This window comes from Tenggerimyces flavus (assembly GCF_016907715.1).
Classification (GTDB): domain Bacteria; phylum Actinomycetota; class Actinomycetes; order Propionibacteriales; family Actinopolymorphaceae; genus Tenggerimyces; species Tenggerimyces flavus.
In genome coordinates this window covers 604,932-630,819 of record NZ_JAFBCM010000001.1, presented here as the reverse complement: position 1 = coordinate 630,819, position 25,888 = coordinate 604,932, and the positions used below count along the sequence as shown (strand labels likewise).

Here is a 25,888-nt window from a genome sequence, read left to right as displayed (position 1 = left end):
CCTCATTGAGGGCGAATGGATCGCTACCAGTACCTGCTGCTGATGGCCGCCTGTGTGGCGATCACGCTGCCGCTCGAGCTCGTCCTCGGCGCCCGCGTCTACCGCCGCCCGCGCCGGCTGGTGATCGTCCTGCTCATCGTGGTCGCGATCTTCCTGGTCTGGGACGCGATCGCGATCGCGCGCGACCATTGGCAGTACAGCGAACGGTTCACGACCGGCTGGCTGTTGCCGTTCGGCATCCCGATCGAGGAGCTCGCGTTCTTCCTCGTGATCCCGTTGTGCACGCTGCTCACGTATGAGGCCGTCAACGCCCTGCTGCGCAAGGGACATGAACGTGCCTGAGTACACCGTCGCCGCCACGGGCTCGATCCTCGTCGTCGTCCTGCTCGAGCTCCTGCTGCTCAGGACGAGGCTGTTCACCAAGGCCAGCTACTGGATCACGCTCGCGATCGTGTGGTTCTTCCAGATCCTCGTCGACGGCTGGCTGACCAAGCTCGACGCGCCGATCGTCACCTACACGCGCGAGCAGTTCAGCGGCATCCGCTTCCCATGGGACATCCCGATCGAGGACTTCGCGTTCGGCTTCAGCATCGCCACGCTCACCCTGCTGCTGTGGGAGAAAGCAGCGATCGGGCGGCGACCCACAGCTTCTCCGCGCTCGGCACCCGAGCGCGTCGAGTGAACACGTCGTAGTCGTTCGCCTCGATCCGGTCCAGGATGCGCGAGTACAGGATCCGCGCGGTCGCGACGCAGCGCGCCGACCGTCGTGGCAGCAGTGGAATTCCCTTGTCCGCTTCGCGATAGATGGCACGTGTACGTTCGATCTCGAACCTCATCAGCGCGCGCCAAGGGTCGTCGACGCGGCGCGTGTGCGGGTCGGCGTCGAAGCGGTCCAGGTCCTCCCGTGGCAGGTAGAGGCGGCCGCGGTCGAGGTCCTCGCCGACGTCGCGCAGGAAGTTCGTGAGCTGGAACGCGACGCCCAACTGACGCGAGGGCTCGAACGCCTCGGGAGTCAGCGGATGCAGGACTGGCAGCATCATTTCGCCAATGACAGCGGCGGATCCGTCCATGTAGCCGACGAGGTCGTCCCAGGTCGCGTACGAGCTCGTGGTCAGGTCCATCGTCATCGAACGCAGGAACCGATCGAAGCACTCCGGGTCGATCTGCAGCTCCCGCGCCGTGCGGACGACCGCGGCGAGCAGCGGGTGGGACGACGTTCCGGCGGCGAGATCGGTGCGGAACCGGTCGCCGAACTCCGCCAACGCCGCCGCTGTCTGCTCGGTCGGGCGGTCGGTGGCCTCGTCCACGATGTCGTCGGCGACCCGGCAGAACGCGTAGATCGCGAACACGTGCCGCCGGTCGCTCGGCGTCAGCAGATAGGCCGCGGTGGAGTACGTTTTCCCATGCCTGCGGGCGATTTGGGCGCACCGAAGGTACGACTCGCGCAGCGAGGTCACAGCGCGTTCACTCGTTCGGCGGCGAGCTTTCCGGACACCAGGACCATAGGCACGCCGACGCCGGGCACGGTGCCCGTACCGACGAAGACCAGGCCGCGGACGCGCCGATCGAGGTTCGACGGGCGGAACGGGCCGGACTGGAAGAACCTGTGGGACATGGAGAACGGCGTGCCCGCGCCCATGCCCTGTCGCGCCCAGTCGTGCGGGTCGACGAGTTCCTCCGCGACGACGTCGGTGGGGTAGCCCCAGGTCTCGAGGCGGGCGGCGAGACGTTCGCGGGAGGCGTCCCGTTCGCGACTCCAGTCGACCTTGCCCGCGGCGAGGTTGGGGACGGGCTCGAGGACGTACAGCGTCGAGTCGCCTGGCGGGGCGAGGGACGGGTCCGTTCGCGATGGCACGCTCACCAGCACAGAGGGGTCGGGCATCATGCGCCCGTCCCGCAGCAGCGATCGAAAGGACGACTCCCACTCCGCCGCGAAGTGGATGTTGTGGTGGGCCACGTCGTCCGGCGGCAGGCCGCGTACGCCGACGTGCCAGACGAGCGCTGAGGGGGAGAACTCCGGGCTCCGCAAGGGCCTCGGGAGGGTGAGCTTGGGCAGCAGGTCGTACGCGCCAGGCAAGTCCGCGTTGACAACGACCGCGTCGGCCTCGATCGTCTCGCCGTCGACGAGCTGGACGCCGCGCACGTCGCTGTCGTGCAGGACCTGGCGAACGGGCGCGTTGTAGCGGAACTCCACGCCGGCCTTCTCCGCCGCGGCGGCCATCGCGTGCGGGACCGCGGCGATGCCGCCGTCGGGGAAGTAGACGCCGGCGACGGAGTCCATGTAGGTGATCACGGCGAAGATCGCGAGCGCTTCCTGGGGCGCGAGGCCGGCGTACATGGCCTGGAAGCTGAACAGGCGTTGGAGTCGTTCGTCACGGAAGTACCGCTTGACGGCGTTGGCGAGCTTGCCGAGGGCGCGGAGCTTGAGGAGGGCGATTGCGGGTTGGATCGGGCGGGCGAGGTCCCAGGGGTGGTCGTAGTTGCGCGCGATGAACTTGGGCATCTCCAACTGGTAAAGGCGTTCCAGCCAGGCGCAGAACCGGTGGAAGGCCTCCTCGTCGCCGGGGCCGCACTGCTCGCGGATCTCGGCGGCCATCGCCTCGCGGCCGTGGCGTACGTGGATCGTGGAGCCGTCGGCGAAGTTCGCACGGTAGGCGGGGTCGAGTGGCCGCAGCCGTACGTGCTCGTCCATCTCGGCGCCGACGGCGTGGAACGCCTCCGCGACCAGGTCGGGCATGGTCAGCACGGTGGGTCCGGTGTCGAAGCTGAAGCCGTCGCGCGTCAGCCGCCCGGCGCGACCACCGGGGTGCGCGTGGCGTTCGACGACCGTGACTTGGTGCCCGGCGCCGGCGAGGTGACACGCCGCCGACAGCCCGCCGAGGCCGGCGCCAACCACCACGACCCGCTTCATGCGAGCAGCGTCGGGTCGAGGCGCGGGGTGCGCGGGCCGTACGCGTTGGCTCGGGCGCTTCTGCCTCGCAGGTAGGGGACGCGGGTGAAGAGGCGGAAGGCCGGGGAGGGACGGAACGCCTTGCCTGTTTGAAGAGTGAGCGCCGTCCGTTGCTCGACACGTACCTGCATTCGCTGCACGGCGACGATCGCGGGCTCCCGTTCGTTCTGGATGCGCGCGAGGTCGCGGCTGTCGACAGTGCCACCGTTGCGGAGGCGGGGGACGAGGACGTTCGCGGTGACGATCGCGTCCTGGATGGCCATCAGGATGCCGTTGCCGCCGACCGGCGAGATCACGTGCGCGGCGTCGCCGATGAGCAGCAGCCCAGGGCGGTGCCAGGTGTCGACGCGGGCGATCTCGACGGAGAGCAACGTGATCTGACTCCAGTCGGTGAGGAGGCTGGTGCGGTCGGACAGCCATGGTACGTACTGCTCGACGAACGCGCGGATCGGCTCGACCCCGCGCTCGCGCGTCGCGGCGTACGCGCCCTTGGGGATCGTGTAGCCGACCTGCCAGGAGTTGGTGCGGCCGAGCAGCGCGACGTAGTGGCCGACGCCGAAATAGAGCGAAACGTCGGCGTCGGGCGGGTCGTTGGGCCGCTTGGGCAGCTGGAACCAGAGCAGGTCACTGCTGGCGCCGAGAGGTCGGGCCGGGAGGTCGGCGAGCCTGCGAAACCTGGAGAACCGCCCGTCCGCCGCGATGACCAGCTTCGCGGGCTGCTCACGTTCCTGCCCCTGCCCGTCCTGGTAGCGGACGCCGGTGACGACGTTGTCCTTGTTGGTGACGATTCCGGTGGCTCTGGTGCTTTGCCTCAGCGTGAAGTGGCTGAGCTCGCTGCCCTTGCTGGCAAGGAACTCGAGGAACGCGCTCTGCGCCATGAGGGCGACGTAGTTGAACTTGGTGCGCAGCCGTCCGTAGTCGGTGGTGGTGTAGGAGCCGGTGGGAGTGTGCAGGCGGAAGTACCTGGCGCGGTAGTGATCCAGCGTGAGGAGCTCGTCGGCGAGGCCGAGGTGGTCGAGTAACTCGAGCGTCCCGGGGTGGAGCGAGTCGCCGCGGAACTCCCGGTCGAAGTCCTGGTGCGTCTCGAACAGCGCGACATCGACGCCCGCCCGGGCGAGGAGATAGGCGGTCATGAGGCCGCCAGGTCCGCCGCCGACGACGCAACAAGTGACAGCGGGGTCGCGAGGAGGCTGAGTCACGTTCGTCCTGCACCTCCACCTTCACGTTCTCGCTGAGGAGATCATGCCCGGAACCAGCCCGTGGCGCGCGGGAAAGCCGGGCGATTCGATGACCATTCGATGACAGACCCCCAGCGACGGTTTGTATGAAGGGCCCCTTCATACGAACCTATTGAATGAAGGTGCCCTTCATTCAAAACAGCGGGGACGGAAGGCCCGGCTTCATCCGAGCCACAAGAGACCGGGGGAAGCCCACAAGCGACGCGACCACGGCAGCAGACCTGGGGCAAGCAGGCCTGGCCCGGGACACTGTTCCGGGGGAGGGGGCGGCGCGTGAAAAACAGGTGGCCGGGCCGGGGCGAGTCAAGGGCCGCTCCGCGGTCGCGAAGCGACGTCTCTCTCCTCCTGCGCGAAGCGCCCCCAGAGAGGCGCCCTTGACGCGCCCCGGACCGGCCACCACTATCGACCGCCGCCACAGTCCCGAGAGCACCCAAACCCAGCGGAGCCCCCATCACGACAGACCTTGGATGAAGGTGCCCTTCATCCAAAAGACCGGCCCATCCAGCGTGCGCCCTCAACGCCCGTGATCATGTACGTGATCGTGAAGCTAATCGGTCGTATACGACGGGTTTGCCTTCATGATCACGTACATGATCACGGACCGGAGCCTTCGAGCGAGGCGGCGTCAAGAGGGCGCGAACTCGGAGGCGACCTCGGTGGCGATCGCAATCGCTCGGGCGGCGAGCGGTGAGTGCGTCCGTCCAGTCCGCCAGTGCAGAGAGATCTCCCTGGCAGGCAGGGACGGCCGAAGTTCGTGGATGCGAAGCCGGTCATCGGACCAGGCGTCCGACCCACGGAGGGCGAGTCGCGGCAGCACGGCCCAGCCAAGCCCCGCGCGCACCATCGAGAGGATCGTCTCGTTGCCCGGAGAACGGAAGACGATCCGCGGCTGAGCCCCGGCGACAGCAAGAGCCGGCTCCATCCAGCGCTGGTCACAGGTGTGGTGGCAACCCACCATGGGGCGACCGTCGAGCTGCTTCAGCCGTACCGCGCCGTCGGGGAAGTCGCCCGGACGGGCCACGAGCAGGTACGGATCGTCGAGTAGCTTGAGGCGCTCGAGGTCGCCGTCGAGAGGTCCGTCGTAGAACAGCAGGTCGAGCTCGCCCAGCTCGGGATCCCCCTCCGGCACCTCCGAAAGCCTGATCTCGCAGCTGGGATGCTCCTCGCGCAACCGACTGATGATCGACGGCAGGATCACGTTCGACACGCTCTGGAACGTGCCGATGTCGATCCGCCCGTCACCCGCCTTGAACCGCGCCACGGCCTCGGCCAGCGCGTCCGCCTTCGCCAGCAGCTCGCGGCCCTGGGCGAGGACCACCGCGCCGAGTGGGGTGAGCCGAACGGGCTTGGGACCGCCCGGCCGGTCGAAGACCAGCCCGCCGACGGCGCGCTCCAGCGCGGTGATCTGTTGGCTCACTGTCGACTGGGTGTACCCGAGGCGGGCGGCCGCCCGGCCGAACGAGCCCTCCTCGGCGATGGCGACCATCGCGACCAGGTGGCGTAGCTCGACGTCCTTCATGCAGCCAGCCTAACAACCTCCATTCTCACAAGCGATCTAATCGATCGGAAACCATCGCTTTTCACGATGCACCAACGAGCTCTAGCGTTCCCAGACATGAGCCCTACGAACGGAACGGACGGACCGATGGAGCTGACCGAGTGGAAGATCAAGACGAACGGTGTCGAGCTGGCCGCGACGACCGCGGGCGACCCGGCCGATCCGGCGGTGCTGTTGCTGCACGGAGCGGGCCAGTCGTCGGTCGCGTGGGAGGACGAGTTCGTGGCCCGCCTCGTGGCCGGGCGGCGGTACGTGATCCGCACCGATAGTAGGGACACGGGCGGATCGACCAGCTCCTCGGTCGGCGCGCCGACATACGCCCTGCCCGATCTCGCCGCCGACGCGGTGGCAGTCCTGGACTGGCTCGGGATCGACCAGGCCCACGTCGTCGGGATGTCGCAGGGCGGCGCGGTCGCCCAGCTGCTCGCGGTCAACCATCCCGGCCGGGTCGCGACGCTGACGCTCTCGGGAGCCACGCCGGGCGGACCTGGCCATCAGAACCCGGACCTGCCCCCGCCCACCGACGAAATCCGCGCCCTGTTCGAGGTCGAGGATCCGGGGCCGGACTGGTCCGACCGAGCCGCCGTGGTCGAGTACCTGATCGACATCGAACGTCCCTTCGCCGCCTCGTCCCGCCCGTTCGACGAGGCCGGCATGCGCGCCAGCGCCGAGCGGGCGGTGGACCGCGCCGGCGACTCGATCGCGGCGCAGGTCGCCAACCCGTTCATGGTCGGCGTGGGACCGGAGTGGCGGTCGCGGCTCGGTGGGATCACCGCGCCGACGCTCGTCCTGCACGGCGTCGAGGACCCGATGTTCCCGTACGACCACGGCGTCGCGCTGGCGAAGGAGATTCCCGGCGCCCGCCTCATCGCGCTCGAGGGAGTCGGACACGAGCTGTTCCCGCGCCACACCTGGGACCTCGTCGTGCCGATCCTGATCGAGCACACCGCGAAGAGCTGAGTGGAGCGGCCGACGCGCCACGGCGGATGGCGCGCCGGCCGGTCTCGGGGCACCACGCTCAGGCGCAGTGCGCGGTGGTGTACTCCTGGATCTTCAAGCCCCACTGGGCAATGTTCTGGGCCTGCGCCTCGAGCTCGGGCGAGGACGTCGCCCCCGACTCCGTCGCCTCGACGACCTGGGCGAACAGGTCGCGCGACCCTTCCAGCTCGGTCTTGATCTCCGCCGGCGCCACCTCGGCCAGTTCCTCGTAGACCGAGGCCAGCTGCTTCAGCCCCTCGACGCCGTCCGGGTCGGACTGCGCGGACGCCAGGACGCCCAGCGGGTCCTGCTTGGCGCCGAGTTCCAGCACCTTGTCGCAGTACGCACTCCCGTCCCCGTTCCCCTTGACGACCGGGTCGGCCGGGTCGGCCGGCTTGACCGGCTGGGACGCCGAGGACGCCGAGGACGCCGAGGACGCCGAGGTCGACGGCTTGTCGGTGTTGTCGTTCGCGGAGTTGCTCTCGCCGCCGCTCCCGCAGGCCGCCGCCATGGCGACGACCAGGCCGATGGCGGCAGCTCGTAGGACGAACCGCATGTGGTGTTTCCCCCCTGTACCCGTGGCTGAGGCCCTCACGCTAGGCGCGGCCGGCACCCGAACGAATCGGGTGAACCCCCACCGATTAATCCCACCTCACCCCTGTTGCCAAGATGAGACGCATGAACCTTGAAGACATCGACCACCTGCTTACCACCACGCCGTCGGTGCGCAAGAAGCTCGACCTCGATCGCCCGGTCGAGCCGGAGGTCGTCGCGGACTGCCTGCGCCTCGCGCTGCAGGCACCGACGGCCGGCGGTCAGCAGACGTGGCGGTGGCTCGTCGTACGGGACCAGGAGATCAAGAACGAGCTTGGCAAGTTCTTCCGCTCCGTCGGGTCCGCGTACGTCGACAACGTCGAGAAGCGGCTCGGCGACGCCGCCCACTCGCCGGCGGGCAAGCGGTCACTGAGCTCGGGGCGCTTCCTCATCGACAACATCGAACGCGTTCCTGTCATGGTGATTCCGTGCCAGCTCGGCCGCCCGGACGACGGCAACCAGACGCTCTCGGCGTTCTACGGCTCGATCTTCCCCGCGGTGTGGAGCTTCCAGCTCGCGCTGCGGTCGCGCGGGCTCGGCAGCACGTTGACGACGTACCACCTGACGTACGAGGCGGAGGCCGCGAAGATCCTCGGCATCCCCGAGAACGTCACCCAGGTTGGCCTGCTGCCCGTGGCGTACACGACCGTGTCGGACTTCAAGCCCGCGCCACGCAACCCGCTCGAGCAGGTCGCGTTCGCCGACCGGTGGGAGGCGCCGCTCCATGGCGAGTGAATTCACCGGCGTCGCGGTCCTCGCCGAGAACGGCCAGCCGGTCAGCACCAGGACGTACGGCGACGTAGACGCGACGATGGCGTTCCAGATCGCCTCCGGCAGCAAGCAGTTCGCCGCCTGCGCGGTGCTGCTGCTCGTCGACCGCGGCCAGCTGGCGCTCGATGACACGGTGGCCCAGCACCTGGGCGGCGGCTGGGACGACGTCACCGTCCACCAGCTGCTGACGCACACGTCGCGGCTCGGGCACTGGGCCGGGATCCCCGGGCTCGACACGTCGTTCACCGCCAGCGGCGACGAGATCGTCGCGCAGATCCTGGCGGCCCCGCTGGGCGAGCAGGGCTGGCACTACAGCAGCCCCGGCTACATTCTGGCCGCGAAGATCGTCGAGCAGGCGAGCGGCCGGGTGTACGCGGACTTCGTCACCGCGGAGATCTTCGAGCCGCTCGGCATGCGGGAGTCGGCGATCGCGGCGCGTCCGGCCAACGCCGCACCGGCGATGCACGACGGCGAGCCCACCGACGAGTGGAACCTCGCCGTCACACCAGGCGCCGGGGACGCGTGGTGCACAGCGGCGGACCTGGTCCGGTTCGAACAGGGCCTGCACGTCGACCGCACGATTCTCAGCGACGTCTCGTACCGAGCGATGGTCGCGCCGCACGCACCGATCGATGGCTCCTGGCGTTGGGTGGACGGCTGGCTGACGGGCGAGACGTACGGCTACGGCGTCGCCGCGGGAACGCTCGGCGGAGAACGCGCGTACTTCCACCCCGGCGACAACCCGGGCTTCCAGTCGTTTCGCGTCTGGCTCCCCGACACCCGTCGCGCGCTCGTCGTCCTGACCAACGACGACACGACCGATCGCGATCCGATCCTGCGTGGTCTGCTCGCCGACCACTGAGTTCAAGGCTTGACGACGCTGCCGGCCGAGGTTTATATAGTTCCTTAACTAACCATTGGCGACGGGGTGGGTCGTGCCATGAGAATGCTGCTTCGGATCGCTCCGATCACGGTTGCTGTCGCGCTCGCGCTTGCGGGTTGTGGCAGCGGTTCGACGCCCGAGGCGGCGCCGACCGACGTGCCGTCGAAGACGCCGAGCAAGGCGGCCGAGCCGAAGCCGGCCGAGTCGGGTACGCCGCCGCCGAAGCGCGCGGACGCGGACCTCGTCATCTGGGCGGACGGCAACCGCGCGCCTGTCCTGGAGAAGTTCGGCAAGCAGTTCGGCGACGAGAACGGGCTGCGCGTCGCGGTCCAGACGCTCGACTTCGCCCAGCTGCGGCCGTCGTTCGTCCAGAGCGCGCCGGTCGGCCAGGGTCCGGACCTCATCGTCGGGCCGCACGACGTGCTCGGCGAGTACGTCGAGAACGGACTGGTCGACACCGTCGACCTCGGCGCCGACGCGGCCAACTACAGCGACGTCGCGGTCAAGGCTTTCACCTACCAGGGCAAGATCTACGGCCTCCCGTACGCGGTCGAGGACGTCGCGCTCATCACCAACACCGCCCTCGTGCCCAAGGTCCCGACGACGTTCGAGCAGCTGGAGAAGACCGCGCTCGAGCTGAAGAAGCAGGGCAAGGCGGAGATCCCGCTGGCGCTGCCGATGGGCGAGACCGGCAACGCCTACCACCCGTACGCGCTGTTCTCCGGCTCCGGCGGCTACGTCTTCGGCGACAAGGCAGGCGAGCCGAACGTCGACGACCTCGGCATCGACTCGCCCGGCGGTATCAAGGCCGCGCAGAACTTCGCCAAGTGGGCCAAGGAGGGCCTGATCTCCGTAGACGTCACCGCCGACATCGCCAAGCAGAAGTTCGTGGCGGGCAAGGTGCCGTTCCTCATCGACGGCCCGTGGGTCGTCGCGGACCTCGCCAAGGCCAGCTCCTCCTACGAGGTGAGCCCGATCCCGTCCGTGAACGGCAAGCCAGCAAGGCCGTTCGTCGGTGTGCAGGGCTTCTACCTGTCCCACTTCGCGCAGAACAAGACGCTGGCGCGCACCTTCCTGCTCGACTACCTCAACACCAAGGAAGCGCAGCAGGCTCTGTTCGAGGCCGACTTCCGCCCATCCGCCTACCAGGCTGTGGCCGGTGCCGTGACCGACAAGGTGAACGCGGGCTTCCTCGCCTCGGCCCAGCAGGGCGTCCCGACGCCGAGCGTGCCGCAGATGGCGTCGGTGTGGGAGGCGTGGAACAAGGCGTACGTGCTGGTTCTCACCGGAGAAGCCGCACCAGACAAGGCGTTCAAGGACGCGGCGGCGACCATCCGCGCCGCGATCAAGGCCAGTCGCTGATCCATGAAGGTTGGCCTGATCGTCAAGGTCGTCCTGCTCGGGCTCCTCGACGCGCTCGTCATCTCGGCTCTCCCCGGGCTGGTGTCCAACGAGCACTGGGCATTGCTCGTCGGGACGGTCCTCGCGACAGCCGTCCTCAACTACCTCTACCTGAGCCGCCGCAGGATCCCGGCGAAGTTCCTCGTCCCGTCGACGGTCCTGCTCGCGGTGTTCCTCGTGTATCCGGTGCTCTACACGGTGTTCGTCGCGTTCACGAACTACAGCACCGGTCACATTCTCAGCAAGGAACAGGCGGTCGAACGGATCCTCGCCAGCGGTGTCGCTCCCGTGGAGGGCGGTCCCACCTACAAGCTGCGCATCCTGCTTGGCCAGGACGACGACGTGGCATTCTTGCTCACCGACGAGAATGGCAAGCAGCACATCGGCAACGACGAGGGGCTCACATCCACCGACCAAGGTCTGCACCCGTATCGGCAGCTCAATCTCAAAGAGGCGCAGCAGTACGACACCGAGGTCAACCTCCTCAGCGTGCCCACCGATGACGGCGAGATCAAGGCTGAGACGTTCACGCGCGCGAAGCTCTACAAACGGACACGGAGTCACGAGGGCAGCAACGACACGATCACGGACACCACGACCGGGCTGACCTACCGAGCGGTGCGTGGCTCGTATGTCAGCGACAGCGGCGAGCGCCTCACCCCGGGCTGGCGGGTGCCGGTCGGTGCGGACAACTTCCAACGCATCTTCACCAACGAGGCCATCCGCGGGCCGTTCCTGAAGATCTTCGCCTGGACCTGCGGCTTCGCGGTGATCTCGGTGCTCGTCTCGTTCGCCGTCGGCCTGCTGCTCGCGCTCGTCCTCGGCGACAAGCGCATGCGCGGGCAGAAGATCTACCGCGCACTGCTGATCATCCCGTTCGCCCTCCCCAGCTTCATCACCGCGCTGATCTGGAAGGGCATGTTCAACAACAGCTTCGGGCTGATCAACAACCTGTTGCACGCGGACATCCCGTGGCTGCTCGATCCGACGCTCGCCAAGGTCGCGGTGCTGATCGTCAATGTCTGGCTGGGATTCCCGTACTGGTTCGTGGTGACGACCGGCGCGCTGCAGGCGATCCCACCCGAGCTGAAGGAGGCGGCGCGTGTCGACGGCGCGTCCGAGGTGCGGGTCTTCGGCCGCATCACGTTGCCGCTGCTGCTCGCGATGACCGTGCCGCTGTTCATCCTGTCGTTCGCGTTCAACTTCAACAACTTCAACGTGATCTACCTGATCACCGGCGGCGGTCCACCGATGGTCGGCGCGCAAACTCCAGCCGGGCATACCGATCTGCTGATCACCTACACGTACAGGTTGGCGTTCGGTGGCGCGGGCACGAGCGACTACGGCCTCGCCTCGGCGATCTCGCTGGTGATCTTCGTGCTGGTCGCGATCGTCTCGTTCGCGGGCTTCCGCTCCGCCCGCTGCGGCGACGGAGCGCTGTCGTGAGGCGCGGCTGGTTCCGCCGAACGGGCTGGCGCCACCTCGTCGGCATCGTGGTGGTCGTGCTCGTGCTGTTCCCCGTGGTGTACGTCGTCGGTGCCGCGTTCAGCGCGACGGGCGACCTCACCCGGCTGTTCCCGAGCAGGTTGTCGCTGCAGAACTTCGACACGCTGATGAACACGCCGCGCTACCCGTACTGGAGCTGGTTCCGTAACAGCCTCGTCGTCTGCCTCGGCTCCGCCACACTGTCGGTGCTGCTCGGCGCGTTGTCGGCGTACGCGTTCAGCCGGCTCCGCTTCAAGGGCCGCGACCTCGGCATGGCGACACTGCTGCTGTTCCAGATCTTCCCCGGCATGCTGCTGGTCGTCGCGCTGTTCCTCATCATGGTGCAGCTCAAGGACCTGCTGCCGGCGATCGGGCTCGGCACGCATGCCGGGCTGATCCTCGTCTACCTGGGCACCAGTCTCGGCGGGAACATCTGGCTGCTCAAGGGCTTCTTCGACTCGATCCCCAAGGAGCTCGACGAGTCCGCACTGGTCGATGGTGCCAGCCACACGCAGATCTTCTTCCTCATCCTGCTCCCGCTCGCGCGGCCGATGCTCGCGGTCGCCGCGCTGCTCTCGACGATCGCGGCGCTGAACGACTTCGTGCTCGCCAGCGCGCTGCTCTCCGGCGCCGAGCGCTGGACGCTGGCGGTCGGGCTGTACCAGTTCGTGAACGCGCAGTACGCGCAGTTCTGGGGACCGTTCGCCGCCGGCGCGCTGATCGCGGCGACACCGGTGGTGGTGATGTTCCTCGTGCTGCAGAAGGCGATCGTCTCCGGCCTCACCCAAGGAAGCCTGAAGGGGTAACCGATGGACCTGCTCGCCGACCTGCGGCGCGTCGTGACCAGCAAGCAGCCACTCACCAAGGTGCCGCTGCGCAGCCACCGACCCGCGGACGGCGTGCTCCGACTTCGTTCCTCCGTGGGGCAAACCCGGTCGACGCCGCAGCTCGCGTTCGACGGCGAGCAGTTGGTCGCGACCGGCACGGCGCGCCGCGAGCTCGCGGCGCTGGGGATCGACGTCCACCCGGTGACCGAGGGAGTCGGCTGGGCGGTGACCGTACCGCTGCCGCCGGAAGCCGAGGTGTACGGCGGTGGCGAGAGCTTCCAGGGACCGCGGCTGCGCGGGCGTACGAGGCTGTGCCGGAACGCCGAGACGCACGGCATCCTCGGCCGCGACGTCGCCTACCTGAACGTGCCGTTCTTCTGGTCCGACGCGGGCTGGGGCCTCTACCTGCACTCGTCCGGCGCTACCGCAGCCGATCTCGGAGCCACTCATACCGACATCGCGGCGTTTCTCGTTCCCACCAACGAGATCGACGTCTTCGTCTACTCCGGCACACCCGAGGAGATCCTGCGCCAGCACCAGGGCGTGACGGGGACGTCGCCCGTCCCGCCGGACTGGGCGTTCGGCGTCTGGATGAGCCGCTGCTCGTACCTCTCCGAGACACACGTGGACGCGATCGTCGACGAGCTGCAGGCGGCCGGCTGCCCGGTCGACGTCATCCATGTCGACGCCTGGGTGAGCGGCAACGTGATCGACGATCTGTCCTGCAACTGGACGATCGACCGGCGGCGCTTCCCGGAAGGGTGGACCAAACGCCTGCGGGACAAGGGCGTTCGCACCAGCCTGTGGGTCAACCCGTACGTCACGAGCGGAACGGAGACCGCCGAGCTGCTCGCGAGTCGGAGCTTCCTCGTCCGCACGGACTGCGGGCCGCGCGCGACCACCCCCGACCTGGTAAGCCGCAACCTGATCGACTTCACCAACCCCGAAGCCGTTGCCTGGTGGCAGGAACGCGTCGCCGAGCTGGTGGCCGAGGGCGCGAGCGCGATCAAGGCGGACTTCGCCGAGGAGGTGCCCGCGGACGCTCGGTTCGCCGACGGCCGGGACGGAGTCGAGCTGCGGAACGAGTACGCGCTGCTCTACCAGCAGGCGATCCGCGAGGTGCTATCCGACGACGCAGTGCTGTTCTGCCGTTCCGGCACCGCCGGCGGGCAGCGCACTCCCGTGCACTGGGTCGGGGACACGCCGGCCACCTGGGCCGGGCTGGTCTCGGCGCTGCGGGCGAGCCTGTCGATGTCCCTGTCCGGCTTCTCGTTCCTCGGCCACGACGTCGGCGGGTTCTGGACCCCCACGGCCGATCCGGTGATGCGGGCGGTCTTCGATGACATCGACGGCTACGAGTGGAGCGGCGAGGACCCGCTGCCGGCGGACGTCGAGCCGGAGCTGTTCGCCCGATGGGCCCAGTGGGGTGCGCTGTCGCCGGTGCTGCGCTTCCACGGGACCGGCCGCCGCGAACCCACCGCCTATCCCGAGCCGTGGCGGTCGGTCGCGATCGAGGCGTGCCGGCTGCGCGAACGGCTGCGCCCATACCTCCGCGAGGCCGCCGCCGACGGGTTGCCGATGATGCGTCCGATGGCGTTGGCCTATCCGGAGGTGCGGGAGGGCCGGGACGCGGATCTGCAGTACCTGTTGGGCAACGACGTCCTGGTCGCACCACTGCTCGAGCCCGGTGGGCGGCGGACGTTCTGGGTCCCACCCGGCCGGTGGCACCCGTTGCTCGGCGGTGAGCCGGTCGACGGGCCGGGGTGGACGACCGTGACGATGACCGCGACGGAGTTTCCGGCGTACGAACGGGAGGACGTGGCATGAGGCGCATCGGTGCGGTTCTCGCGGTGTTGGCCGCTGGCGCGGCGTTGCTGGTCGGTACGCCCGAGCAGCCCGCCGTCGCGGCACCGCCGGACACGATCGACCAAGCCCTGTTGCGGCACGACGGGCACAACGACGTCTACCGCGTACCGTTCGGAGCGGTCGCGCCTGGTCAGCGGGTCACGCTGCGGTTCCGGACGGCGGCGAACGACGTCTCCGAGGTCTTCCTGCGGATGCAGGACGCGGTGGGCAAGGAGCACCGGCTGCCGATGGCGGTCGCGGCGGCCGACACGGCGTGCGAGCCCGGGTCCGCTGGCCGCTGCGACTTCTGGCAAGCGACGTACGCACCGCCGAGCCTCGGCACCTACGCGTACCGCTTCCTCGTCCGCGACGGCTCGGCCGTCTCGTACTACGCCGACACGTCGTTCGAGTACGGCGGCGTCGGCGTGGGGGCGGCGCAGCCCGCGGTCACCGGCTACCGGATCCACGTGACCGACCCGAAGCAACGCGTGGTGCCGTGGCTCCGCGACGGCGTGATGTACCAGATCTTCCCGGACCGATTCGCCAACGGGGACAGCGGAAACGACCCTTCGCCGAACGGGCCGCGGTACGACTACCCGGCGCCGCCGAACGCGACGCCGGAGCAACTGCGCAATGCCGAGCTGTCCCGGATCCAGAACCGGCCGTGGACGGACCAGCCCGAGGGCTACTGCCGGACGTACGACCAGCCGGCGTCGCCGTGCGCCGAGGACACCCGCGGCCGCGACTACTTCGGTGGCGACCTCGAGGGCGTGACGGGCAAGCTGGACTACCTGAAGAAGCTCGGTGTCACTGTCCTCTACCTGAACCCGATCTTCACCGCCTCGTCCAACCACGCTTACGACGTGCGCGACTTCTACCACGTCGATCCCGCGTTCGGCGGCGACGAGGCGTTCCGCAAGCTGGTGAAGGCTGCGCACCAACGCGGGATGCGCGTGATCCTGGACGGGCCGTTCGCGCCGGCGTCGAGCGACAGCCCGTACTTCGACCGCTACGGCCACTTCCCGGAGGTCGGCGCGTGTGAGTCCTCGAGCTCGCCGATCCGGGACTGGTTCATCTTCCACGACGCCGGCGGGGCTGGACCCTGTGCCGGGGCGACGTACGAGAGCTGGGGCGGCTCGTTCGACGCGTTGCCCTTGTTCCGCAAGAAGGATCCCGCCGATCCGAGCAAGCCGTACGGTCCGGTCGCCGACTACTTCTACCGCGCCAAGGACAGCGTCGCGCGGCACTGGCTCGACCTCGGCGCAGACGGGTGGAGGCTCGACTCCATGCAGGAACCCTCGTTCCCGCTGAGCTACTGGCAGGAGTTCCGCAAGGTCGTCAAGCGCGATCACCCGGACGCGCCACTGATCGGCGAGGCTTGGCACTGGTACGACAACTTCCCGTTGACGAACGGTGACACGGCCGACTCGCCGATGGGCTACCGCTTCCGCGCTGCAGTGCTCGGCCTGTTGGGCGGGGTGGGGAGCTCGAAGGGTTTCCCCGGAGACGATGATCCGAACCTGCCCGTGTCGACGTTCGTCGACGGCATCGAGTCGATCCAGCAGGACTACTCGCCGGAGACCGTTGCCACGTTCATGAATCTGGTCTCCTCACACGACGTGCCTCGGTCGCTGTGGCTGCTGACGCCGGGCCGGAACAACGCGGAGGAGAAGGAGCGGAACGCCGCGAATCTCGCGGTGGGTAAGGCGAAAGCGACTATCGCCGCCGCTGTCCAGTTCACCTTGCCAGGCACGCCGAGCGTCTACTACGGCGACGAGGTCGGGCTGAACGGGTTCGACGACCCGGACAACCGGCGGACGTTCCCGTGGCAGGCGGACGGGTTCGCGGGTGGGGATGCCGCGATGCGTACGGCATTTCAGACTCTGGCGAAGGTGCGGCGGGACAACCCAGTGCTGAGCCGCGGTGAGCTGCGGTTCCTCTCAGCCGACAACGAGAACCGTACGGTCTCGTACGCGATGCGGGACTCGCGCAACGTCGCGTTGACGGTGGTCAACCGGGACGAGAAGGCCACCCGGACAGTCGAGGTACCGACCGTGGGCTACCTGCGCGACGGAGTGACGTTCCGGTCGGCGTTCGGACCCGCTTCTGACGCAACGACGACAGGGGGCAAGCTGACCTTGACGCTGCCGCCGTTGACGGCACAGGTCCTGGTATCGAAGGGCGAGCAGGATCTGAAGGGTCCCAGCGCTCCGCGGGGCGTCGAGACCAGGGCGAGTTCCGATGAGGTTCGGGTCAGCTGGTCCGGCGACGCGCCGCGGTACCAGGTGCTCCGCAGCGAGCTCGCTGGCGGCGGATACCAGCCGGTGGCGACGGTGGCGGGGGAGCGCTTCGTTGATCGCGGGGTCGAGGCCGGGCGGACCTATCGCTACGTGGTGCGCGCGATCGACCCTGCTGGCAACGTCGGCGCCTCGTCGAAGGAGGCGACGGCCCGGCCGGCGGTCCGCCTCAGCAACGCGGAGCTGATCGCGCCGACCTCGCTGAAGCACGAGCTCAGCGCCGGCTACGACACCGTCACGGCTCGGGTGCGGGCGACCGGTCCCGTCACGTCGCTGTCGGTGCGGGGCGAGGTCGGCGTCGGCGTCGGCGTCGCATGGTCGCCGATGAGCCTCGACGAGGGGACGTTCACTGGACACGTGCGGGCGGAGACCGTCGGCCGGCATGCGATCCGGGTGCGGTTCAGCGCGGACGGCGGGCGTACGTGGACGTACGCCGACCCGGGCCGGCTCGAGATCACGCCGAGCGCTGACACCACGCCGCCCGCGGCGCCGGTGACCGCGATCGACTGGGCGGAGACCGCGCTCACCGTGTCGTGGCCTGCGGTCGCGACGGCGGCCGAGTACCGCGTCTACCGGGCGGCGCCGGGTGGCTCGTTCGCCTTGCTGACAACGGTGAACGACGAGAACTTCGCCGACTACACGGTGTCCGAGGGCGACACGTACCGCTATGTCGTCCGCGCGGTGGACGACCACCTGAACGTGTCCGCGGCGTCGAACGAGGTCGCGCACAAGGTGGAGCGGAAGGTCGTCCACACGACGGTCCGCGTCCGCGTCCCGGACGAGACACCGGACAGCCAGACCATCTATCTCGCGGGCGCCACGACCGGGCTGCGTCCCGGCGAGCCCGACCCGTTGTGCTTGTGGTGCGGCGGAAACGCGACCACCGCGATGACCCGCGTGGCGCCGGGAGTGTGGGAGCTCACGCGCGACTTTCCGGTGGGCGCGTCGATCCAGTACAAGTACACGCGCGGTAACTGGAACACGGTCGAACGGTGGGGTTCGATCGTCGGTTTCGTCAACCGTACGGGCACGATCACGCCGGAAGACCCGTCGGCGCCGGAGCTCACCCAGGTGATCGACAACACCGGCTCGACGGGACCGGACAACGGGCGCGCGGTCGGCAACTGGGGCGATCCGCTGGTCCGGTCGCTCACCGCCTCGGCGGACTCGGTGGCGGTGGCGTTCAACTGGCCGGTCGCTGGGGCAGGGACCGACCCGGACGACGTGAGCGCCGTCGTGACGGTGACGCGGGACGGCGCAGCGGTGGCGGGGACCGCTTCGCGTTCCGGCGCCACCGTGACCTGGCGACCTTCGTCGCCGCTGGCCGCGGGGACGTACCACGTGGTGGTGGATCACGTGCTTTCGCTGCCAGACGGCTCGACCGGTGTCACGATGGCCGAACCGTTCGTACGCGACGTGGTGGTGTCCGGTTGAGGCGCGAGTCCAAGACCCAGGGGGCGAGTCCCGGCGTGCTCCGGGAGGTGAACCGTTCCCTGGTGCTCGAGGCGATCAAGGCCGCCGGCCAGATCTCGCGGGCGCGAGTGGCCGAGCAGGTCGGGCTGACGAAGCCGACGGTGTCGGCGATCGTCGACGCGCTGCTCCATGAGGGCGTTCTTCGCGAGCTCGGGCCGGGTGCGACCGCGGCGTTGGGTGGGCGGCGGCCGATCCTGTTGGAGTTCGACTCCAGCTCGGAGTACGTCGTCGGAGTGGGCGTCGGGGTCCGCCGTACGGCGATCGTCGTGGCGAACGGGCGAGGCGTGGAGGTGGCTCGGACGACGTTCGCAACGCCGCGGTCCTCGCCGGCGACGGCTTTGGCGAAGATCGCCTCGCGTACCGCCGCGACCATCGCGGAGGCCGGCGTCGACGCCGACCTGGTGGTGGGAACGGGCGTGGTCGTTCCGGGACTCGTCGACGCGGATCAGTCGACCTGCCTGCTGGCGCCGAACCTGGGCTGGCGGGACGTGCCGGTGCGCGAGCTGGTGTCGCGCCAGCTGGGTGGGCAGATCTTCGTGCACAACACGTCCCAGGCCGCGGCCGTCGCGGAGAGTGTGGAGGGGGCGGCGGTCGGTGTCGGCGACGTCGTTCTGCTCTACGCGTCGCACGGGGTCGGGGCGGGGATCCTGGCGGACCGCCGGGTGTTCCACGGTTTTCGCGGGCTGGCGGGGGAGATCGGGCACTGCGTGGTGCCGGGTGCGTCGGAGCCGTGCCGGTGCGGGAAGCGCGGCTGCGTGGAGACCCTGGCCTCCGGGCCAGCTTTGGCGCGGGCTGGGGCCCGAGCAGTGGAGGTGGGACTGGCGACGTCGATCCGGCCGGGTGCGCGCGGGAAGGTGACGTCGGAGGCAGTGTCGGCGGCGGCGCATGCCGGTGACCTTGTGGCGTTGCAGATCCTGGCGGATGCCGGGCGGGTGTTGGGGATCGCCGCGTCGTGGTTGGTGAACGTGGTCAATCCGGCGGCCGTGGTGGTGGCGGGCGGGCTCGCGGAGATCGGGCCGCCACTGCTCGATCCGCTCGAAGCGTCGCTGCGCGAACACGTTCTGCCACAGGCAGCTTCGGGCTTGCTGGTAAGGCGTTCCGCCCTCGGTCAGGACGCCGCCGTACGGGGTGCGGTGCTGCTGGCGAGGCAGAACACGGAGTCGTACTACAGGGTTGTCTTCCGCGGTTGAGGTGGCGACGTAGGTACCTAGGCCTAGGCCATTCGGACTAGGTAGGTCTGTCGGGGCGAAGATACGCATCTCGCTCCCGATGGCTGGGGCTCTCCTTCGAACCAGAATTGAGTCATCACCACACAGACTCGAAGAACTCGAAGGAGAACCACCATGTACGGTCACCCCGACTACTTGATCGACGTAGCCAAGACCCGTCACCAGGAGCTCATCGCCGAGGCCGACCGGCACCGCATCCTCGCGGCCGCCCGCCGGCGTCGTCGTCCCGCTCAGCGTGCCGATCTCGGTTCACGCTCTCCGGTCCGAGCCGGCCCCCGCGTCCCCACGCAGCGGACCGAATCGCCCGCGGAGCAGAAGGTCGCCTGACCCGGCCTTGACGAGCTGAGTTGAAGTCGAAGGAGCGCCGCTCGGACCCCCGAGCGCGCTCCTTCGCCGTTCAGGCTGTCAGCTGACGACCTCGCAGTAGCCGTTGCACTCGTAGCGCCACAACGAGCCGCAGCCGGTGAAGCAGTAGCAGCCGTGGGACTGGTCGCATTCCATGTGGCAGGCGATCTGGCGGCAGTAGCGCGCCGGCTTCGAGCACCAGTCGGACTCGGTCGAGCACTCGCAGATGTCACAGTCCTGCGGCGAGACGGATCCCGGCTGCAGGCTCGGCCCGAGCGACGCGAGCACCTTGTAGATCTCGTCCCGTTCGAACGCCTGGTGCGCGGCCTCGGTCAGCGCGTCCACCGCCGGTTGGGTGGCCGTACGCGTGGCCACGTCGTCGGTGAACGTCGACTCCTTGGCCGCGAGCGCCACCGCCTTGTCCAGGACGGACCGCTGCGCGGCGGACAGCTTCGCGCTATCGCGGTACCGCGTGAGCTGTTCCACCCACAGGTGGCTGCGAACGGCCGGCGAGGAGGCTTCGTAGATCGCGCGCCGGTACGCCGGAGCGTGAGCCACCACCTCGTCGTAGCGCTGTGGCAGCTTTCCGGCGTTCGCGGCCACCCACGCACGCGCCTCGGACTTCTCCCGCTCGACCGCGAGCGCGGGAGAGCTGCCGGCCAGCAGGGCACCCGCCGCCATGACCGCACCTCCGCCGAGCCGGAGGAAGCTGCCTCGCGTCAACCCAGTCTTGCCGCCGGGCGCGGTGCGCAGATCGCCCAGCGCGCCCAGGACGCGGAGGGACGCGGCCGCGCCCAGTCGCCGGACGAGCGGAAACGCCATGCGAGGACCGGTCCACGCCCGGACGTCGTCGTCGTCGACCCGGAGCAGAGTCGGTGCCCATGGTGCCTGCGCTCCGAGCGCTTGGCGCCGCCAGGTCGCTACGTCCGAACGACCGAGTGGGACGATCTCGAGCTTGCCCGCGCTGGCCCGTTCCACCGCCTGTGAGATCCCGCGGCACGTCGAACACGACGCGTCGAAAGCCAACATCCACTGTGCTGCCATGGCGAACCCCCGGAGAAGTCGGTGTCGGATCGGTTCGTTCTGGCAACCCACCTTGGCATCCGCTGCTGGCGCGCCGATGGCGCCGCGTTACCGGATGGTTACGTGCGGCATCCGGATCCAGCCTCGGGATTTCAGGTGTTGGTAGGCACTCCGTGGGTGAAGCGTCGTGGGTCGCCTTACCCGGCCAGTGCCCCCTCTACCTGGCGTCCACCCCACGTAAAGCGGCCAATGATCATGTAAACATGATCATTGGCCCCCGGGGGCCGGGCTGGACCGGTCGAACCCACCGCTGGACGAAAGATCGAGGCTGGGCCCGGTCGAGCTAGGCGGGGATGGGGACGGCGCGGGTGCGGAGGCGTTCGCCGGCGAGGTCGGTGGGGCGGATCTCGAAGCCCAACGGCCCCGCGAGCTCCTGCACGTGCTCGATCGGCAGTGACCCGTGCCGGTCGATCGTCAGCACCGGTCGTCCCCCGACGAACCCGTCCTGCGCGTGGAACGACAACAGCGTCACCGAACCCGGCGTGTGGTGCGGGTACGCGGCCAGGGACAGGGCCTCGTCGCGGTGCTCGATCAGCTCGAACTCGCCCACGTGATGTAACTCCTCCACAACCTCCGACGCCCGCCAGGGCACGAGGTTGGAGGAGAGGCGGCTCGCTGCCCCCACGTACAGAACGTCCGAGCCCAGCACGTCGACAGCATGCGCGAACAGCACGTTCGACGGGCATGCGTACCCCGGCGCGATCACCTGCACGGTCCGCACCCCCGCGGACGACAGCGTCAGGTGCGCAGGCACGTGCTCGGCGGCGGGACCGCGGAATCCGAACGGGCCAAGGGCAAACAGCTCGTCCATCAACGCGCGCACCGCGTGCCCGGACACGCCGCTCGGCAGCTGGGACCAGTCGAACATGGTCGGAATGAGATCGAACGAGGTGGTAACGCTGCCCACCTGCCGGATCGGACGCCCCGTCAGCAAGTTGATCCGCTGCACGGTCTCGACGTCCGGTCGGGACACGATCACGTAGAAGTTCGCGAACGCCGTGGCGACGATCGCCCCGTCCGCGAGGTCTTCGGCGACGTCCTCGACGTCGTGTTGATCATCGATCAGCAAGCGCTGTCGAACGATTCGATGGTTCATAGCTCCCCCTGAAGCTCACCTCGGCGCCGGCTGCCCCCCTTGGTGCCCTTCGCCGGGTCGAAGACTAGCGCCGTCCGGCTGTTACGTCTGGTGTTTTTCGTCCTTGACGTCAGCAGACGCCACGTCGCCCGTGTCGGTGACGTCGAGGTGCCCTCGTACCGCCGCGATCACGACCCACGGAACGCCAAGCAGGCAACCGATTCCGAGCACGATGAGCCCAGTACGCAGCCCGTACACCTGACCCAGCAGCCCGCCGACCAGACCGCCCACCGGCCCAGGCCCCCACTCGATCAGCCGCATCACCGCACCCACCCGGCCGAGCAGGTGATGCGCCACCGACTGCTGCAGCATCGTCTGCCGCACGATGATCAGGTACACGACGCCGAGCCCGAGGATGAACTGCCCGAACGCGATGATCGCGATCACCATCCACGTCGGCCCGGTGGCGAACGGGATCAGCAGGTTGCCGCCGAGCAGGACGGCGCCGATGACCGACGTCCACGCGGTTCCGAAGCGCCGGCTGACCGGCGCGACGACGAGCCCTGCCACCACCGGACCGAGCGACGCGACCATCGCGATCAGCCCGATCGTCGCGGGCGACAGGTGCAGCTCGCGGACGGCGTACAACACGTACAGCGCGAGCACGCCCCAGTGGAAGAAGTCCGGAACGCCCTTGGCGACCGTCAGAGCGACGACGCCCTTGTGCCGGGCGAAGGCGCGGAACCCCTCGCGCAAAGACGCGCCGATCCGCTCGTTGTGCTCCACCGCCGGCTTCGGATCGGTCCGCCGGCCGAACAGCTGCAGCACCGCGGCGACGAGGAACGAAGCCGCGTCGACAGCCACCGCGATCGGCGCGGTGAGCACCTGCACCAGCACGCCGGCCACGCCAGGCCCCGCCACCGCCGCGACCGAGTCGCTCAGCGCCACGACCCCGTTCGCCGTGGTGAGTTGACGGTTGTCGGTGACGAGCACGGGGATGTACGCCGTGTGCGCCAACGCGTACGCGAGCGCGAGCCCACCGGCGGTGAACATCACGATGCACATCTGCGCCAACGTGAGCACGCCGAACATCGCGGCGAGGGGAATCGTCCCGATCAGTACGGCCTGTCCGATGTTGCACCAGAACATCAGCCGTGCGCGCCGCACTCGGTCGACCAGGACGCCGAGGAACAAGCCCAGCACCAGGCTCGGCAGCGGCTCCATCGCGGTGAGGATGCCCATCTCGGCGGGGGTCGCGGACAGCACGATCACCGCGGTGAGCGGGATCGCAAGCTCGCTGACCTGGGTGCCCATGTTCGACATGGCCTGGGCGACCCAGAACATGACGAACGGCCGGTTGCGCCACAGCGACTTCGGCTTGGCGACTTCCGTCGTTTGTTGCTCGGACACAGAAGGTTCCGTTCTCGGCAAGCAGCTGATCCCCGGCGCCGAAGGTATCGCACGCTCTGGTCAGTAAGCTCTATTTACCAACCTCGGAGGACGCATGGCAGAGCCGATGGAGATCGTCGACGTCGACGCCTGGGAGGTGCTCGACTCGCGCGGTCGTCCGACCGTTGCCGCGGCCGTTCGGGTCGCCGGCGGCGGGTACGGGGAGGCCGCCGTTCCCTCTGGCGCATCCGTCGGGAGCCACGAGGCGCACGAGCTCCGCGACGGCGGCGAACGGTACGCCGGGAGAGGCGTCCGCACTGCCGTCGAGAACGTCCGCACCACGCTCGCCGACACCGTCAAGGGCCGCGACGCCAGCGACCAGCAAGCCGTCGACGAGGCGCTCCTGGCAGCCGACGGAACGAAGAACCTCGAACGCCTCGGCGCCAACGCCGTCCTCGCGGTCTCGCTCGCGACCGCCAAGGCCGCGGCCGACCAGCACCGCGTCCCGCTCTACCGCTACCTGGCCGGCGACCAGCTCACGATCCCGCTTCCCATGATCAACATCGTGTCCGGCGGCGCGCACGCCGGCGGCGCCGTCGACATCCAGGACGTGCTCGTCGTCCCGGTCGCGGCCGAGTCGATCGCCGACGCGCTCGAGACCGTCGTACGGGTCCGTGCCGCGACCGTCGAGGTCGCCGAGACCGACGGCCACCGCGCGAACCTGGTGGCGGACGAGGGCGGGCTCGGCGTCACGCTGCCGAACAACCGCTCCGCGCTCGAGCTCGTCGTGCGGGGCATCGAGCACGCCGGCTTGCGACCTGGGGACGAGGTCGCGCTCGCGATCGACGTCGCCGCGACCCAGTTCTACCGCGACGGCAGGTACGTCCTCGCCGCCGAGAACAGGGAGCTCGAAGCCGCCGACTGGGTCGCCGAGCTGGCTCAATGGGCAAGGGATCTTCCTATCGTCTCGATCGAGGACCCGTGCGCCGACGACGACTGGGACGCCTGGGCGCTCGCGACCAAGGAGCTCGGCGGGATCCAGCTGCTCGGCGACGACCTCTTCGTGACCTCCGCCGAACGCCTGCGGCGCGGAGTTGACGAAGACATTGCCAACGCGATCCTGGTCAAACCCAACCAGAACGGAACCCTGACCGGAGCGCGCCAGGTCGTACGGCAAGCACACAAAGCCGGCTATGCGACCGTGCTCTCAGCGCGATCCGGCGAGACCGAAGACTCCTGGCTCTCCGATCTCGCGGTGGGTTGGGCAACGGGGCAGATCAAGGTCGGCTCGACAACGCGGTCGGAGCGGACGGCGAAGTGGAACAGGCTGCTGCGGATCGCGCGCGAGGTCGGCGCCGAGGCCGCGTACGCCGGTGGTGCGGTTGTGCGGAGGGGATGACGAATGCGAGCCGTTCGCTTCTATGGACGACGTGACGTCCGGATGGACCAGGTCGAAGACCTCGGTAGCCCCAAGCCCGGATGGGTCCGGCTCAAGGTCGACGCGTGCGGGATCTGCGGCACCGACCTGGAGGGGTACGTCAACGGCCCCGATGACCGGGAGTACGCCGGCAAGGGGATCTTGACGCTCGGCCACGAGGGCGCCGGCACCGTCGTCGAGACCGGCGAGGGCGTCTCGCTCGCGATCGGCCAGCGCGTCGCGGTCGAAGGGCACCTGTTCTGCCGCGAGTGCTTCTACTGCCTGCGTGGCGACTACGCGTTGTGCGTCCGGCTCAAGTCGCTCGGCCAGGGCGCCGACGGCGGGCTGGCCGAGGAGATGCTCGCGCCGGAGTACATGTGCCTGCCGTACGCCGACTCGCTCGAGCCCCACCACGCGGCCCTCGCCGAGCCCACCTCCGTCGCCGTCCGAGCCGTACGCCGCGGCAGGCTGGCGGCGGGGGAGACCGTCGTGGTCGTCGGCGGCGGCACGATTGGCCTTCTGCTGTTGCAGATCGTGCGTCTCCGCGGCGCCGCCCGCGTCGTGGTGGTCGAGCCCGTCGCGTCCCGTCGCGAGCTGGCGCTCAGGCTCGGCGCGGACCAGGCAGTCGCACCCGACGATGCCCAGGCCACGTTGGACGAGCTCACCAGCGGCGTGGGCGCGGACGTCGCGTTCGAGGCCGGCGGCAGCCCCGCGGCGGCGAAGGCAGCGGTCGAGCTCGTACGCAAGGGCGGCCGCACCGTCCTGCTCGGCGTCACCGGCGGCTCGCTCGAGCTCCCGCTGCTCCGGTTTCTTCTTACGGAGAAGGAAGTTATCGCCTCGCTGTCGCACACGTATGACGTGGACTTCCCCGAAGCCCTGCGCCTGCTGGAGTCCGGACAGGTCGTCGCGGAACCCCTGATCACCGACCGAATCGGTCTCGATCAGGTCGTCTCGCACGGCTTCGAGGCACTGCTTGCCGAGCCGGCTGCCCACCTCAAGGTGCTCGTCGTTCCCTGATGTAGGCACCCCCTGCCGGGAGATGGGTAACCG

22 protein-coding genes are annotated in these 25,888 nt (G+C 69.0%); 14 read left to right on the top strand and 8 right to left on the bottom strand.

The window, feature by feature from the left end; all coding sequences use genetic code 11:
* Nucleotides 1-15 precede the first annotated feature (15 nt).
* The gene (locus tag JOD67_RS03060; RefSeq protein WP_205114830.1) at nt 16-342 is read left to right on the top strand and encodes a lycopene cyclase domain-containing protein; all 327 of its coding nucleotides are present in this window, start codon (nt 16-18) and stop codon (nt 340-342) included.
* Nucleotides 335-682 (top strand): lycopene cyclase domain-containing protein, encoded by a 348-nt coding sequence (locus tag JOD67_RS03055; protein WP_307782255.1) that lies wholly within the window; start codon nt 335-337, stop codon nt 680-682. The genes JOD67_RS03060 and JOD67_RS03055 overlap by 8 nt, the downstream gene beginning before the upstream one ends.
* On the opposite strand, the gene JOD67_RS03050 is transcribed toward JOD67_RS03055, so the two are convergent.
* The 4 genes from JOD67_RS03050 to JOD67_RS03035 form a co-directional block, all read right to left on the bottom strand.
* A complete protein-coding gene (locus tag JOD67_RS03050; protein ID WP_205114826.1) occupies nt 600-1,457 on the bottom strand; it encodes a phytoene/squalene synthase family protein in 858 nt (285 codons plus the stop codon). The two genes, JOD67_RS03055 and JOD67_RS03050, sit on opposite strands and share 83 nt — an antisense overlap.
* Nucleotides 1,454-2,911, bottom strand: coding sequence for a phytoene desaturase family protein (gene crtI, locus JOD67_RS03045; RefSeq protein WP_205114824.1), 1,458 nt, complete (start codon nt 2,909-2,911; stop codon nt 1,454-1,456). The genes JOD67_RS03050 and crtI overlap by 4 nt, the downstream gene beginning before the upstream one ends.
* A complete protein-coding gene (locus JOD67_RS03040) occupies nt 2,908-4,149 on the bottom strand; it encodes an FAD-dependent oxidoreductase (protein WP_307782254.1) in 1,242 nt (413 codons plus the stop codon). The genes crtI and JOD67_RS03040 overlap by 4 nt, the downstream gene beginning before the upstream one ends.
* Before the next feature lie 664 nt (nt 4,150-4,813).
* On the bottom strand, nt 4,814-5,707 hold the full coding sequence (locus JOD67_RS03035) for a LysR family transcriptional regulator (RefSeq protein ID WP_205114819.1): 894 nt from the start codon (nt 5,705-5,707) through the stop codon (nt 4,814-4,816).
* 96 nt (nt 5,708-5,803) lie between these two features.
* On the opposite strand from JOD67_RS03035, the gene JOD67_RS03030 reads away from it, so the two are divergent.
* Entirely contained in the window at nt 5,804-6,706 is a 903-nt protein-coding gene (locus tag JOD67_RS03030) for an alpha/beta fold hydrolase (protein WP_239553702.1), read from the top strand.
* 58 nt (nt 6,707-6,764) lie between these two features.
* Here JOD67_RS03030 and JOD67_RS03025 read toward each other — a convergent pair whose 3' ends face one another.
* On the bottom strand, nt 6,765-7,280 hold the full coding sequence (locus tag JOD67_RS03025) for a hypothetical protein (RefSeq protein ID WP_205114817.1): 516 nt from the start codon (nt 7,278-7,280) through the stop codon (nt 6,765-6,767).
* Between the two features lie 122 nt (nt 7,281-7,402).
* On the opposite strand from JOD67_RS03025, the gene JOD67_RS03020 reads away from it, so the two are divergent.
* The 9 genes from JOD67_RS03020 to JOD67_RS02980 all read left to right on the top strand — a co-directional run bounded on the left by JOD67_RS03020 (nt 7,403) and on the right by JOD67_RS02980 (nt 19,856).
* On the top strand, nt 7,403-8,053 hold the full coding sequence (locus JOD67_RS03020) for a nitroreductase family protein (RefSeq protein ID WP_239553701.1): 651 nt from the start codon (nt 7,403-7,405) through the stop codon (nt 8,051-8,053).
* Nucleotides 8,043-8,951: a serine hydrolase domain-containing protein gene (locus JOD67_RS03015; RefSeq protein WP_205114813.1), complete on the top strand. Its 909-nt coding sequence runs from the start codon at nt 8,043-8,045 to the stop codon at nt 8,949-8,951. The genes JOD67_RS03020 and JOD67_RS03015 overlap by 11 nt, the downstream gene beginning before the upstream one ends.
* Nucleotides 8,952-9,029: 78 nt before the next feature.
* Nucleotides 9,030-10,334, top strand: coding sequence for a sugar ABC transporter substrate-binding protein (locus tag JOD67_RS03010; protein WP_205114812.1), 1,305 nt, complete (start codon nt 9,030-9,032; stop codon nt 10,332-10,334).
* Between the two features lie 3 nt (nt 10,335-10,337).
* Nucleotides 10,338-11,819 (top strand): maltose ABC transporter permease MalF, encoded by a 1,482-nt coding sequence (gene malF / locus JOD67_RS03005; protein WP_205114811.1) that lies wholly within the window; start codon nt 10,338-10,340, stop codon nt 11,817-11,819.
* A complete protein-coding gene (locus JOD67_RS03000; RefSeq protein ID WP_205114810.1) occupies nt 11,816-12,664 on the top strand; it encodes a sugar ABC transporter permease in 849 nt (282 codons plus the stop codon). Before malF ends, JOD67_RS03000 begins: the two co-directional genes overlap by 4 nt.
* A gap of 3 nt (nt 12,665-12,667) precedes the next feature.
* A complete protein-coding gene (locus JOD67_RS02995; protein WP_205114809.1) occupies nt 12,668-14,512 on the top strand; it encodes a glycoside hydrolase family 31 protein in 1,845 nt (614 codons plus the stop codon).
* The gene (locus JOD67_RS02990; protein ID WP_205114808.1) at nt 14,509-18,261 is read left to right on the top strand and encodes an alpha-amylase family glycosyl hydrolase; all 3,753 of its coding nucleotides are present in this window, start codon (nt 14,509-14,511) and stop codon (nt 18,259-18,261) included. The genes JOD67_RS02995 and JOD67_RS02990 overlap by 4 nt, the downstream gene beginning before the upstream one ends.
* A gap of 47 nt (nt 18,262-18,308) precedes the next feature.
* Nucleotides 18,309-19,490 (top strand): ROK family transcriptional regulator, encoded by a 1,182-nt coding sequence (locus tag JOD67_RS02985; protein ID WP_205114806.1) that lies wholly within the window; start codon nt 18,309-18,311, stop codon nt 19,488-19,490.
* Nucleotides 19,491-19,643: 153 nt separating this feature from the next.
* Nucleotides 19,644-19,856: a hypothetical protein gene (locus JOD67_RS02980; RefSeq protein WP_205114804.1), complete on the top strand. Its 213-nt coding sequence runs from the start codon at nt 19,644-19,646 to the stop codon at nt 19,854-19,856.
* A gap of 78 nt (nt 19,857-19,934) precedes the next feature.
* Here the strand turns inward: JOD67_RS02980 and JOD67_RS02975 are convergent, their stop codons facing one another.
* The 3 genes from JOD67_RS02975 to JOD67_RS02965 form a co-directional block, all read right to left on the bottom strand.
* Nucleotides 19,935-20,918 (bottom strand): bacteriocin fulvocin C-related protein, encoded by a 984-nt coding sequence (locus JOD67_RS02975; protein ID WP_205114802.1) that lies wholly within the window; start codon nt 20,916-20,918, stop codon nt 19,935-19,937.
* Nucleotides 20,919-21,240: 322 nt separating this feature from the next.
* Nucleotides 21,241-22,053: a hypothetical protein gene (locus tag JOD67_RS02970; protein WP_205114794.1), complete on the bottom strand. Its 813-nt coding sequence runs from the start codon at nt 22,051-22,053 to the stop codon at nt 21,241-21,243.
* Nucleotides 22,054-22,134: 81 nt separating this feature from the next.
* The gene (locus tag JOD67_RS02965) at nt 22,135-23,442 is read right to left on the bottom strand and encodes an MFS transporter (protein WP_205114792.1); all 1,308 of its coding nucleotides are present in this window, start codon (nt 23,440-23,442) and stop codon (nt 22,135-22,137) included.
* Nucleotides 23,443-23,536: 94 nt separating this feature from the next.
* Between JOD67_RS02965 and eno the strand changes: the two genes are divergently transcribed.
* Both eno and JOD67_RS02955 read left to right on the top strand, forming a co-directional pair.
* Nucleotides 23,537-24,820, top strand: coding sequence for a phosphopyruvate hydratase (gene eno / locus JOD67_RS02960; protein ID WP_205114790.1), 1,284 nt, complete (start codon nt 23,537-23,539; stop codon nt 24,818-24,820).
* Between the two features lie 3 nt (nt 24,821-24,823).
* Nucleotides 24,824-25,855, top strand: a complete 1,032-nt coding sequence (locus JOD67_RS02955) for a zinc-binding dehydrogenase (protein ID WP_205114783.1) — start codon at nt 24,824-24,826, stop codon at nt 25,853-25,855.
* Nucleotides 25,856-25,888: the final 33 nt, after the last annotated feature.